This is a genomic window from Synechococcus sp. PCC 6716 (assembly GCF_022570815.1).
Taxonomy (GTDB): Bacteria; Cyanobacteriota; Cyanobacteriia; order Thermosynechococcales; family Thermosynechococcaceae; genus Thermosynechococcus; species Thermosynechococcus lividus.
Genome location: NZ_JAKLTU010000038.1, coordinates 1 through 12,153 on the forward strand (window position 1 = coordinate 1; position 12,153 = coordinate 12,153).

14 protein-coding genes, 1 tRNA gene and 1 pseudogene are annotated in these 12,153 nt (G+C 53.3%); 9 read left to right on the forward strand and 7 right to left on the reverse strand.

Annotation, left to right across the window (positions count from 1 at the left end; all coding sequences use genetic code 11):
• Positions 1 to 272: 272 nt before the first annotated feature.
• A tRNA-Cys gene (locus tag L5220_RS12605) sits at positions 273 to 344 on the reverse strand.
• 79 nt (positions 345 to 423) lie between these two features.
• Here L5220_RS12605 and L5220_RS12610 point away from each other — a divergent pair.
• Both L5220_RS12610 and clpB read left to right on the forward strand, forming a co-directional pair.
• A complete protein-coding gene (locus tag L5220_RS12610) occupies positions 424 to 654 on the forward strand; it encodes a FeoA family protein (protein WP_099798976.1) in 231 nt (76 codons plus the stop codon).
• 62 nt (positions 655 to 716) lie between these two features.
• Entirely contained in the window at positions 717 to 3,398 is a 2,682-nt protein-coding gene (gene clpB / locus L5220_RS12615) for an ATP-dependent chaperone ClpB (protein WP_499499280.1), read from the forward strand.
• On the opposite strand, the gene L5220_RS12620 is transcribed toward clpB, so the two are convergent.
• From L5220_RS12620 to lpdA, 4 genes are read right to left on the reverse strand one after another with little or no spacing between them, the layout of a single operon-like run.
• Positions 3,334 to 3,603, reverse strand: coding sequence for a DUF8620 family protein (locus L5220_RS12620; protein ID WP_099798975.1), 270 nt, complete (start codon positions 3,601 to 3,603; stop codon positions 3,334 to 3,336). The genes clpB and L5220_RS12620 overlap by 65 nt on opposite strands.
• Positions 3,604 to 3,606: 3 nt before the next feature.
• Entirely contained in the window at positions 3,607 to 4,050 is a 444-nt protein-coding gene (locus L5220_RS12625) for a tetratricopeptide repeat protein (protein ID WP_227517310.1), read from the reverse strand.
• A gap of 12 nt (positions 4,051 to 4,062) precedes the next feature.
• Positions 4,063 to 4,416 carry a HesB/IscA family protein gene (locus L5220_RS12630; RefSeq protein WP_198405941.1) on the reverse strand — a complete coding sequence of 118 codons (354 nt, stop codon included), beginning with the start codon at positions 4,414 to 4,416 and terminating at the stop codon, positions 4,063 to 4,065.
• A gap of 56 nt (positions 4,417 to 4,472) precedes the next feature.
• Positions 4,473 to 5,909, reverse strand: a complete 1,437-nt coding sequence (lpdA, locus tag L5220_RS12635) for a dihydrolipoyl dehydrogenase (RefSeq protein WP_499573993.1) — start codon at positions 5,907 to 5,909, stop codon at positions 4,473 to 4,475.
• Between the two features lie 204 nt (positions 5,910 to 6,113).
• On the opposite strand from lpdA, the gene ndhN reads away from it, so the two are divergent.
• Both ndhN and L5220_RS12645 read left to right on the forward strand, forming a co-directional pair.
• Positions 6,114 to 6,566, forward strand: a complete 453-nt coding sequence (ndhN, locus tag L5220_RS12640) for a photosynthetic/respiratory NAD(P)H-quinone oxidoreductase subunit N (protein WP_099798973.1) — start codon at positions 6,114 to 6,116, stop codon at positions 6,564 to 6,566.
• A 157-nt stretch (positions 6,567 to 6,723) separates the two neighbouring features.
• Positions 6,724 to 6,984, forward strand: coding sequence for a TM2 domain-containing protein (locus L5220_RS12645; RefSeq protein ID WP_099798972.1), 261 nt, complete (start codon positions 6,724 to 6,726; stop codon positions 6,982 to 6,984).
• Positions 6,985 to 7,287: 303 nt separating this feature from the next.
• On the opposite strand, the pseudogene L5220_RS12650 reads toward L5220_RS12645, so the two are convergent.
• Positions 7,288 to 7,458, reverse strand: a pseudogene (locus L5220_RS12650) (RNA-guided endonuclease TnpB family protein); the annotation flags it as partial.
• A 258-nt stretch (positions 7,459 to 7,716) separates the two neighbouring features.
• Between L5220_RS12650 and L5220_RS12655 the strand changes: the two are divergent.
• Positions 7,717 to 8,238: a L,D-transpeptidase gene (locus L5220_RS12655; protein WP_099798971.1), complete on the forward strand. Its 522-nt coding sequence runs from the start codon at positions 7,717 to 7,719 to the stop codon at positions 8,236 to 8,238.
• On the opposite strand, the gene L5220_RS12660 is transcribed toward L5220_RS12655, so the two are convergent.
• Positions 8,235 to 9,599, reverse strand: a complete 1,365-nt coding sequence (locus L5220_RS12660) for a CPBP family intramembrane glutamic endopeptidase (RefSeq protein ID WP_099798970.1) — start codon at positions 9,597 to 9,599, stop codon at positions 8,235 to 8,237. The genes L5220_RS12655 and L5220_RS12660 overlap by 4 nt on opposite strands.
• Before the next feature lie 135 nt (positions 9,600 to 9,734).
• Between L5220_RS12660 and pheS the strand changes: the two genes are divergently transcribed.
• The 4 genes from pheS to L5220_RS12680 are packed head-to-tail and all read left to right on the forward strand — an operon-like array spanning position 9,735 to position 11,998.
• Positions 9,735 to 10,745, forward strand: coding sequence for a phenylalanine--tRNA ligase subunit alpha (gene pheS, locus L5220_RS12665; RefSeq protein ID WP_099798969.1), 1,011 nt, complete (start codon positions 9,735 to 9,737; stop codon positions 10,743 to 10,745).
• Positions 10,746 to 10,754: 9 nt separating this feature from the next.
• Positions 10,755 to 11,390: a ParA family protein gene (locus L5220_RS12670; protein ID WP_099798968.1), complete on the forward strand. Its 636-nt coding sequence runs from the start codon at positions 10,755 to 10,757 to the stop codon at positions 11,388 to 11,390.
• A 5-nt stretch (positions 11,391 to 11,395) separates the two neighbouring features.
• Positions 11,396 to 11,824: a hypothetical protein gene (locus L5220_RS12675; RefSeq protein ID WP_448514825.1), complete on the forward strand. Its 429-nt coding sequence runs from the start codon at positions 11,396 to 11,398 to the stop codon at positions 11,822 to 11,824.
• 51 nt (positions 11,825 to 11,875) lie between these two features.
• A complete protein-coding gene (locus tag L5220_RS12680; RefSeq protein WP_499574005.1) occupies positions 11,876 to 11,998 on the forward strand; it encodes an IS1/IS1595 family N-terminal zinc-binding domain-containing protein in 123 nt (40 codons plus the stop codon).
• The last annotated feature ends 155 nt before the right edge of the window (positions 11,999 to 12,153 follow it).

Below are 12,153 nucleotides of genomic sequence, written 5' to 3' on the forward strand. Positions count from 1 at the left end.
TTCCGATCTCTGTCTGGGGGTAAATCAGGTGTTTACTCAGCCTTGCGTCATGCGGGTTCTACTGTCCCAACCGATGATTCGAGTTTGACCTGTTGCATCAGAGAGATGACCCTAGCTTCTCCACGATGTCTCGCATCTAAGGGGTGACGGTCTGTCTCTCTAGTTTTAAGATACAAGGGAGCTAAGAGTCTTGTTCCCTCTCCCCTATTACGTTATGGCACAGTCGTGAGCCAATCTTGACTTAGGTGTAGGATTACTTTTCTATCTGTTTAAGGCGGCACCCAGATTCGAACTGGGGGATAAAGGTTTTGCAGACCTCTGCCTTACCACTTGGCTATGCCGCCGGAAAGCAATTTCTTATTATAAGTGATTTACCGGCGATCGCGCCGCTAGTACCCTGAGAGGATCATCCGCAGGAGCCTTATGTACCTACACCAACTCCCACTGGGCAGCACCGGTCGCATTACGGCTATTGAAGGGGATGCTGCTTGGCAGCGCCGCTTAGCTGCCCTTGGCATTGCTGTGAACCAACCCGTGACGCTACTGCGACGTGCGCCCTTTAGTGATACCTTCGCTGTGCGGGTGGGCACCCTCACTGAGGTTGCCATCCGTGCCAAGGATGCCGCCACCATTGCCGTAGAACAGGTATCCTAGGAAGCGTAATAATTCTTTATTCTGCTGCTCAACCTCTTTCCCAAGGATCGGCAAACATCTCTATGCAACCCACTGACCCAACGAAGTTTACTGACAAAGCATGGGAGGCGATCGTCAAATCGCAGGATGTGGCGCGGGAGTACCGCAGCCAATACCTTGAAACAGAGCACTTACTCATTGTCATTCTCCAAGAGGAAGGGCTGGGTCAACTGATTCTGGAGCGGGCAGATATTGACACCGACTGGGTGCTGAAGCGGTTGATAGATTTTGCGAAGCAGCAGCCGCGCATCCCAGCAGGCGGAGAACTCTACTGTGGTCGTAGTTTAGATACCCTGCTGGATGAGGCAAATCGCCTCCGCCAAGAACAGGAGGATCAGTTTATTTCCATTGAGCATATTTTGCTGGCCTTTGTGGGCGATCGCCGCATTGGTCAACGGCTATTCCGTGCTCTCAACTGCGATCGCGACCAGTTAGCCGCCAGTGTCAAAGCCATTCGCGGTGCCCAAAAAGTAGCCGACCAAAACCCCGAGAGCAAGTATGCCGCCCTTGAAAAATACGGTCGCGACCTCACAGAAGCAGCCCGCCAAGGCAAGCTTGACCCGGTGATTGGCCGGGATGAAGAAATTCGCCGCGTCATTCAAGTTCTCTCCCGTCGTACAAAAAATAACCCTGTCCTCATTGGGGAGCCAGGAGTGGGTAAAACCGCCATTGCGGAAGGACTCGCCCAGCGCATTATCAACGGGGATGTGCCAGAATCCCTCAAAAATCGCCGCCTGATTTCCCTTGATCTGGGGAGTTTAGTGGCGGGTGCTAAGTTTCGCGGAGATTTTGAAGATCGCCTCAAGGCTGTCTTGCACGAAGTCACTCACTCCGACGGCCACGTCGTCCTGTTTATCGATGAGCTGCACACCGTCGTGGGCGCAGGTGCCAATCAAAACTCCTCGATGGATGCCAGTAATTTACTCAAGCCAATGCTGGCGCGCGGTGAACTGCGTTGTATTGGTGCTAGTACCCTCGATGAGTACCGTAAACACATTGAGAAGGATGCGGCTCTAGAGCGGCGGTTTCAACAGGTGTATATCGGTCAGCCTTCCGTGGAAGACACCATTTCCATTCTGCGGGGTCTCAAAGATCGCTACGAAATTCACCATAACGTTAAGATCACTGATTCTGCCCTTGTTGCTGCGGCCGTGCTCTCGGATCGCTACATTAGCGATCGCTTTTTGCCGGATAAGGCCATTGACTTGGTGGATGAAGCAGCGGCCAAGCTCAAGATGGAAATCACCTCCAAGCCTGCTGAGTTGGAAAGTATTGAGCGCCGCCTGATGCAACTGGAAATGGAGAAGCTCTCCCTGCAGCAGGAAGAAAATCTCAGCCTCAGTAAGGCTCCCCTACAGGCCACTCGCGATCGCCGCCAGCGCATTGAAGCGGAAATTGCTGAACTGCAATCCCGCCAAAAAGCCATGCAGGAGCGTTGGCAAGCTGAGAAAACACTCTTGGAGCGCATCAACAGTCTGAAAGAGGAAGAAGATCACGTCAAGCTGCAAATTGATCAAGCGGAGCGTGACTACAACCTGAATAAGGCAGCTCAACTGAAATACGGTCGCCTAGAAACCCTACAACGGGAACTCGAAGCCACTGAGACTCAACTTCTAGAATTGCAAGCGGCAGGCACCACCTTCTTGCGAGATCAGGTCACCGATGCCGATATTGCCGAAATTGTTGCCAAGTGGACGGGGATTCCGCTACAGAAGCTCTTAGCCTCAGAGCGGCAAAAACTCCTGCAACTGGAAGCGGTATTGCATCAGCGGGTTATTGGTCAACAAGAGGCCGTTGCGGCTGTTGCTGCGGCCATTCGCCGCGCCCGCGCCGGGATGAAAGACCCCGCCCGTCCTATTGGGTCGTTTTTATTCCTAGGGCCAACGGGGGTGGGTAAAACGGAACTAGCACGTACCCTTGCGGATGCACTTTTTGATGATGAGAGTGCCCTAGTGCGCATTGACATGTCGGAGTACATGGAAAAGCACGCCGTCTCGCGGATGATTGGTGCCCCCCCCGGCTACGTGGGGTTTGATAGCGGCGGCCAACTCACCGAAGCAATTCGCCGCCGACCCTATGCGGTTGTTCTCTTTGACGAAGTGGAAAAAGCGCACCCGGAAGTCTTTAACATCCTGTTGCAAGTCCTCGATGATGGCCGTATCACGGATTCCCAAGGTCGCACCGTGGATTTTCGCAACACGGTAATTATTATGACCAGCAACCTAGGTAGTGAGCATATTTTAGATTTGGCTAGCGATGAAAGCCGCTACGAACACATGCGGCAACGGGTGCTGCAAAGCGTGCAAAAGTACTTCCGCCCAGAATTTCTCAACCGCATTGATGATCTGATTTTGTTCCATGGCTTAGGGCGACAGGAACTCATGCAGATCGCCCAAATTCAACTGCGACGGGTGGAGCGTTTATTGGCAGATCAAAAAATCCACCTAGAGTTAACTGCTGCCGCGCTGGAGTACTTGGTGGCGGCTGGGTTTGATCCGGTCTATGGTGCCCGACCCCTCAAACGGGCAATTCAGCGGGAAATTGAAAATCCCCTCGCCATCAAGCTATTGGAGGAAACCTTTACATCGGGAGACACAATTTTAGTCGATGTTGCCAACGATCAATTGACCTTTACCGCGCTCAATCGCGAGGGCGCAGATCAGTCCCCACCGAGCGTAGGTGCCAGCGGTTCTGGACGTAACTAATGCCACCATTGATCAAGGCAGCAGCCATCAATAGGCCAATGGCAGGCATAAAAAGGGGGTTCCACAGGCGCAACCATAGGTCAAAGCCCAAGGGAATCTCTAGCGATCGCCCTAGCAATGCTAAGACAAACCAACCAAAGCTAGCCAGCACAAAGAAGGTATCAGCCACCAATAGCCAATTCACAATCTCCCGCAGGCGACCCATACCCTAGCCTCCGAGCACCCACTGCTGAACCCGCTTAAGGGTTGGCCATTCTGGCTTGCGTTGGTGGCCATCGGCAAAATTCTCTAGGACTTCTTGGCGTAGCTCGGCAACTGCTGCCACAATGGTTTGAGCCAGTTCAATGTGGGGGCGCACCCCTTTTTTCCCCATCTCTAGCATGGCGATCGCCAGATTAATACGGGCTTGTGGATCTTCAGGGTTGAGTTTGACCGCTTTTTGAGCTGCTTTGTAGGCCGATGGGGGGTTGTCATCTAAGAGGTACAGCCACGACAAGCATGTCCATGCCGCACTGCTTTTTTGGGCACGCTGGCAAATCTCCTTAAACGTGGGAATTAGCTCCGACGCAGGGGCACCGTCTTTATAGCGGGCGATCGCTGCTTCAAATTGACGTTCAACTTCACTCAGGGGTTGCGACGTTTCAGTGGTCAAGGGAGTTACTCCTTAGGCAGAAAAGGATGTGCCACAGCCACAGGTCTGGGTTGCATTGGGGTTTGTAAACTTAAAGCCACCACCAATGAGGGCATTGCTATAGTCTAGGACTAAGCCGTAGATGTAGAGCATACTCTTGGGATCCGAGACCACCTTAAAGCCATCGTAGTCAAATACGTGATCATCAGGACGAATATTGGCAGGGTCTTCAAAATCCATCGTGTAGGACATCCCTGAGCACCCGCCCCCCTTGACACCGACCCGCAGACACAGGTCTTGACCGTGTTTTTGCCGCAGTTCTAAAACGTGCTGTAGCGCAGCATCCGTCATCAAAATTCCTTTGGCAGGCTGTGTTGCTTGAGTCATCACCCACTCCTCCGGTTACGGATCACGTTAGGGTACCGCTTTTATGGTAGCAAAGCTCAGGGATGGGACATCATTTCGTGGGCACGCTTAAAGGCTTCATCCAGCACCTCAGACAGGGTGGGGTGAGTGTGCACATTAAAGGCAAGATGGCTCACGCTTTGGCGATCGCGAATAGCATTAGCCGCTTCCTGAATGAGATCTGAGGCGTGAAGACCAAAAATATGCGCCCCCAACAGCTCGCCCGTATCCGCCCGGAAGATCACCTTCGCTAAGCCATCGGTCTCCCCTTCCGCTAATGCCTTAGAGTTCCCCTTAAAGTAAGTGCGAACCACCTTCACCTCAAACCCTTCTTCTTCCCCAAGGTCACGGGCTTGGGGTTCGGTGAGGCCAACAAAGCTCATCTCCGGATGGGTAAAGGCCGCAGCGGGAATACTGCGATAATCCACAGAGTAGGGACGGCCAACAATGCTCTCCACCACAGCAATGCCTTGAGCCGAAGCCGCATGGGCAAGCATCATTTTACCCGTAGCATCACCAATGGCCCAAAGGTGAGGCACGGGTTCACCCTCACGGGTCACGGCAAGGTAGTCATCGACGGGGATAAAGCCACGGCGATCTAAGCTCACGCCCACAGAGTCCAGACCCAGATCCTCGGTCGCAGGAATACGGCCTGTGGCAACTAAACAGGCATCGACTTCCAGAACCTCAACCACCTCTTTAGTTTGGGTATCGGCTAGCTCAATAACCACCGGGGTGCCCGGAATCACTCGCTTGGCGAGCTTCCCGCTGTAGGTTTCAATATCGCGGGGGGCAATCAAAACCCGCTGCGCCTGCTTGGCGATATCAGGATCAAACGTGGGCATCAACTGATCGAGGGCTTCGATCATCGTGACTTCGCAGCCCAGTGCCGTGTAAATATCAGCAAATTCTAGGCCAATATAACCGCTGCCAATAATGGCTACCCACTGCGGTAACCAATCGAGCTTAATGGCCTCATCACTGGTATAGACGGTTTTGCCATCCACCTCAATGCCAGGCGGTACCCACGGCACTGATCCGGTAGCAATGATAATGTCTTTTGCGGTAACCGTCTTTTCGCCGCTTGGGGTATGGATACTGACCTTTTGTGAGCCAGCAACTTTGCCACGGCCTATGAGGATATCTACCCCTAGCCGCTTCAGGCTGTTGGTGAGGTCGCCACGGATTTTTTGCACCAGTTGATCGGCATGGGCGGCAACACCGGCGCGATCCACGTTAACTGCCCCTAATTGAATGCCCAGCGCTTGCCAATGACTAGCTTGGCGCAGTTCTCGCACCCGTCCAGCGGCAGCCAGCAATGCTTTTGAGGGAATACAGCCGCGATTGACACAGGTGCCCCCCATGTCTGAGGCTTCCACAATGGCAGTTTTTAAGCCAACGCTGACGGCATGAAGGGCAGCACCATGACCGCCCACACCCGCACCTAAAATGACCAAATCGTAGTCAAAGCTCAAGGATGATTCTCCCAGCACACTTGTTGACGGCAGTTGTGCCTCAACTGCATTTCCCTAGCTTATCAAAGGGGAGTGCCAGATTTATCTAGATACACCACACCTCTCATAGGTTCTATTAGCTTTCGCAATAGCTTGCAGGCCATCTTGCAGACGAGCAGGCGTGCTAAAGTGCTTCAAGAAGGTGCAAGACTTGAGTAAAAAACTATGGGTTTGCTGGCTGGCTATCAATTTGTCAATGACCTTGAAACAGCAGGTGCCTTAGCCCTCTTCGCGCCGCCGGAGGGTGGGTTTGAGGGGCGCTATCAACGTCGTCTGCGATCAAAGGGTTATACAACGCTACATTTGAGTGCGCCAGGGCTAGGAGATCTCAGCGCCTACCTGATGCAAGAGCATGGCATTCGCCCCGCCCATACCGGCAAGGAAGCTATTCGCGTGTACTTCCAGCCACCATTGGTGACCTATCACCTTGAGCATTTGCCTCCCAATTCTAAGGGCTTGGTGCTGTGGTTGATTGATGGCAAGAAGCTCTCTAAGCAAGAATTCGCCTATTTGGCGCAGTTGACGCAGACCTTGCCTAAGTTCAAAGTGGTGATTGAGGTGGGGGGCGATCGCGTCGTCCGCTGGGAACCCTTAACGAATTTGCTGGCCGCTGCTTAGCCGCTGTTGCATTGTCGATCTATTTGCATGGTAAAAATGGGGGCGATCGCGCCCTCTTTTTGTACTGTCCGCCCTCCCCTTGACAGCACTGAGTAAACCCTCAAGGATAGAGACGGGGATACCAGAGATCACAAATTACAAATTTTAGGAAACAGCTATGACTTCTAACTCAGATGTGTCGGGCAAAAAGATTGCAGCGGGAATTTGCGGCATTTTACTCGGTGCTCTAGGCATTCATAAATTTGTTCTTGGTTACTCTACTGAAGGGCTGATCATGCTGCTGGTAAGCATTTTAACCTGTGGCCTTGTGGCCCCGGTGATGGGAATTATTGGTTTGATCGAGGGGATCATTTACCTTACCAAAAGTGATGAGGAATTCTATAACACCTATATGGTGGGCAAAAAAGCTTGGTTTTAGTATTGTTTAGTGTTGATTTGGAGCGATCGCCGTCACAACTTTCCTTGACAACCAACTGGTAGCAATGGATCTGACGGCTCTCTTTTTCAGATGGCAGCGGGGTATGCTCCCGATACACTGGGGGAATGCGAGATAACCTCTGCAAATACCTTGACAATATCCCACGGCCTTTGCCCAGTGGCTCCTCGACGATACCTCAGAAAGAAGATACCTCCGTTCTCAAAACAGAACTGAACCGTAAACGACCCCGCCCGATAGAGGACGGGGCTTTCAGCAGCCCTCAAGACAACATCCTGCAATGATAAGGAATTGGCGAAGCTGATAGAACGCCTCGCTATTACTGCATCGCCGTTCAGTCTTGGAACGGGGCAATTTGTTGGTGCGTTCTCTGATGCTGGTGAGATCGTCAATCGCGATGGCCTGATTTGTAGCTTTAGCCTGTTGGGTGAGTCGATAACTGATGGTGTGGCTCACTGCTAGGATTATACGCTATTGGCGGCTTTTCGGGGTGTCGCAGGCAAAGCCCACCGAAGGTGTAGCCCTCAGCCGCCGCTCCTATCCTTCCGCGGCTTGTCGAAGCGCGGGGATTCTCGGAGGTTTTGTTGAGGGATGAGGGGACAGGATTTGATCAGTCAACTAGGGTTGTAGGGCTTGCCTCCTTAGACGCAAATTGCATATTTTAGTTTCCTAAAAACAGTACAGTGTTTCAGGATAGGTTGGGAACAGTGTGCTATGGAGCAACGATACCCTTGGCAAAAACAGCGGTTGGTATTCGTTACTGCCACAGTGGTGAGCCTACTGTGCGGGTACCTTAGGCCGCTTGTGGCCAACCCAACCCCCTTGATAACAGACCCAATAGTTGCCCCCCTGCGCCTAGAGATTAGCTTATCGCGGCGACAAATGGTGCTATATCAGGGGCAAACTCGCCTGCGTACCTACCCAGTGGCGGTTGGCCGACCGGGCTGGGAAACCCCGCTGGGGCAGTTCCAAATTCAGGAGATGATTCGGGATCCGGCATGGAAAAACCCCTTCAATGGCTCAGTGATTCCTGGTGGCCATCCTCGTAATCCCTTGGGGCGGCGCTGGATTGGTTTTTGGAGCGATGGCAAAAATTGGATCGGGTTGCACGGCACCCCTAATCCTGACTCTATTGGGCAGGCAATTTCCCATGGCTGTGTGCGCATGCACAACCGCGATATTGAAGAACTGTTTGAAAAAGTTCGCCCCGGAATGCCAGTGATTGTGGTGCGTTAGAACGGTGCGGTCAGGGTGGCACCGAAGGAGACCACTGCAAGGGCATCCACTAAGCCGTGGAGGACGACTCCACCCCACAGGCGCTGAGTACAGGCAAACATAAGACAGTAAAACAAGGAGGCAAGGGTTGCCAAGGCAATGTAGATCAGGCGATAGGCCACCACCGGCAACTCAACGCCACTGCCGGGGGTATTACCCATGTGCGCCACTCCGAACAGAAGGGCACAGATGAGAATCGCTCCCCAAGCGATCCAAAACGGGTCGTGGCGATCGCCCCCCCGCTGCTGTAGGGTATCGCGGATTAGAATCATTAAGCCACTGCGAAACAGGACTTCCTCAAAAATGCCAACGCGCATTGAAAAAAGAACAATATACACGAGCAACTTAGAGAAGGGGGGCGCAAGGTTAAATTCTTCAAGGGGAAGAAAACCTAACAGGCTACCGAGGGGCACTAGGGTGGCCAAGGCAACAATAACCATGATCCCTAGCAAGCGAGCGTCTCCCCAGCGAGGTTCAAAGCTATAGCCAAAGTGCTGCCGCCCTAAGCCGCTGCCAAAAATAACAGCCAGAATAAAGAGTTGCAGGGCAATAAATGAACCAAAGCGAAAGTGAGGTGTAGAAAACCAGTAGAGAGTAAAGATGCATACTGCCGCTAGGAGGGCATCCTTACCCTGTAGTCCCACAGGGCGGGGTGAGGTCGGCGATCGCCCGTGTTGCCAATCGCACCACGCGCACAGCAGTAAATAGAGCGGTGTGATGATGAACCCTTCGGTTCGGTACGTGGCAAAAGCCGGTGAAATCAGCGAACTATGGCTCAATAGCAAATACACGGCGGCAGTACTCACCCATCCCCAGCGCTCAAGGCCAGAAAGGGTGCGATCGCGCAGTAAAAAAGGCACCCGCAGTGCCGCAACAGAACCCACGAGAAAGAAAATAAAATTCAACCACCAAGGATCAGCCACAATGAGATGGCTTAGCACGCGTCGCCACGGAAATAGTGACGCATGGGGTAAATGGTAAGCCACCGCCACGTAGAGGCTCAAACCTAAGACGAACTGCCACTGCCAGCGACTCGCCATAGCGGTCAAGGATCGCCAGCGATCGCCTTTGGGAGTGGCCCACCACAGTACCGGAACGCCACCAATGACAACCACTGCGGCTGCTTCAACGAGGCTTTCCAGCCATGGCCAGGGCTGCTGTGCCCAGTAATGGAGGTAGAGAAATTGCGCCCAAAACCAAAGGAGACCAGCTAACAGAGCCGTGTATTGCTCTCGCGTGCCATTGAAGCGCGCTAACGCTAAAAAGGACTGGGGTGCTCTGTAGAGCCAATGGTAGAACTGAAGGAGAGGATTGGGGGTCATGAAAGACTACAGTAACCGATGACGACTGGAGTAGAGTTATAATCAAGGCTCATCAAAAAATCACTCAATTTCTTTGCCCTAAGCGCAACCGTTGATCTTTATTCTTTCTTGACACTGTATTGGCTGGTGTTTACCATGACCACCCCCACTCTCGACCGTACTGTGTTGACCGCCCAGCTCACTGACCTTGAAACCAAGGCATTAGAGGCGATCGCCCACGCTGCCGACCTCGACAGCCTTGAGCAACTACGGGTTGCTTACCTAGGCAAAAAAGGAGAACTGTCCCAAATTCTAGCCTTAATGGGGAAACTTCCCGCTAGCGATCGCCCCCACATTGGCAGCTTAGCGAACACCCTCAAAGAAAAACTGCTGCACACCCTTGAGGAGCGCCGCCACACCCTCCACACTGCTAACATTGCTGCCCAGCTTGCTGCAGAAAGCCTTGATGTGACAATGCCAGCGGTCTTTCGCCCCCAAGGGCACATTCATCCCCTCAACAGCACCATAGACCGCATTATTGATATTTTCGTGGGCTTGGGCTACACCGTGGACGATGGGCCTGAAATGGAGAGCGACTACTACAATTTTGAGGCGCTGAACACCCCTGCCGATCACCCCGCACGGGATATGCAAGACACATTCTACTTACCGGATGGCAATCTCCTGCGAACCCATACCTCTTCGGTGCAAATTCGCCACATGGAGCTAAACGATCCGCCCATTCGCATTGTTGCCCCCGGCCGTTGCTACCGCCGCGATACCGAAGATGCCACCCATGCCGCCGTCTTCCATCAAATTGAAATTTTAGCCATTGACGAGGGACTCACGTTTACTGACCTTAAGGGCACTGTCAGTACCTTTTTGGCGGAGCTCTTTGGCGATGTGCCGATTCGCTTTCGCGCTAGCTATTTCCCCTTCACCGAACCCTCAGCAGAGGTGGATGTGCAGTGGCAAGGACGTTGGCTGGAAGTCATGGGCTGTGGCATGGTAGATCCAGCAGTGCTCAAAAATGTCGGCTACGATCCGGAAATTTACACCGGCTTTGCAGCAGGTTTTGGTGTCGAGCGGTTTGCGATGGTGTTACACCAAATTGATGATATTCGCCGCTTTTACACCAGCGATCTGCGCTTTCTGCGTCAGTTTTAGGGGGGAGCCTTGACGGAACCACGCCTATTAGCAGTTCTCAATGGCAAAGGTGGCGTAGGCAAAACCACCACGGCCATTAATTTGGCCGCCACCTACGCCGAGCAGTACAAGGTGCTACTAGTCGATACCGACCCCCAAGCCTCGGCAACTTGGTGGTTTCAGCGCCATGGTCAAGGAATGGGGTTTGATCTGGCACAAGAAGTTAACCCCAAGCTCCTCAGTAATGTGCGCAAGCTGTCAGGCTACGAGCTAATTGTGGTGGATACTCCCCCTGCTTTAGCCTCTAGTGCCTTGGCGGCGGTGGTGCCGATCGCCGACTATGTCGTGCTGCCGACCCCCCCTGCCCCCATTGATTTAGCTGCCCTCATTGAAACGGTGAAACAAGTGGTTCAGCCCGCCAACGTGCCCCACCGCGTCCTCCTCACCCGGGTCGATCCCCGCTGTGTGGCCGAGGCACTTGAAGCTCAAAATACGCTGTTGCAGTTGGGAGTTGCGGCCTGCCACTCCTTTATTCGCGCCTACAAAGCCCACGAGCGGGCAGCTCTTGATGGGGTTCCCATTACCCAGTGGAAGGGAAAGCAAGCTAAGGAAGCGCAAGCAGACTACCGCCGCGTTGCCGAAGAACTACAGCGAGATTGGAGATAGACTCCTTGGAACACCACAACCTCAGCGATTTGCTGCGGGCAGAAGCAGCCAAGCAACCCCGCCCTCGCCCCAAGCGCAGTAGCCAGCCCACCAAGGCAGAGTTGACCGCTCAATTGGCAACGATGGCGGAGGCATTAAACGCGGCTCAAGCCGAAGCGGCAAGCTACGGGGCAGAACGTGACCAGTTACGGCAAGAGGTACACGACTGGCGCGATCGCTATGCCCAATTACAGGCGGAACTCGAGCAGCTACAGGCCACCCATCAGGAGCTACAGGCAGAGTTTGAGGAAGCCAAACAGGTTATTCGCGAGCTAACGGCACCGCACCCCTACCGGTTTGAAGACGTTGGCTTTAAGCCCCTTGTGAACGAAATCCCCACCCCCAATCCCGAGGCTTCGCGGCTAGGGGATGCAGAAATCGGTTGGTTTGATTAGAGGGTAGTCCTAAAGATGTAAGGATAGGGAAGACGACGTTACCTCAATTACATCCTAGCAACGACTCCGCCGACCCGCCCTCGCTGTCACTCCACTCATATCGTCAAGAACCGCAACATCCACAATGGGAAGCAGACCTGTAAGTGCCGTAAGTGCGCTAGACAGTTTGTGTAAGACCCGCGGAACAAGCGTATTGATCAGACGACGAACACCGTGATCGACACGCTGGTATTGGAGAAGAGTCTATTGGCTGGCACCGCCAAAGTCGTGGGAGTGTCAGAACCTTGACTCCAGAGTGACGTCAATGAAAACTATCAGAACGTGCCGCG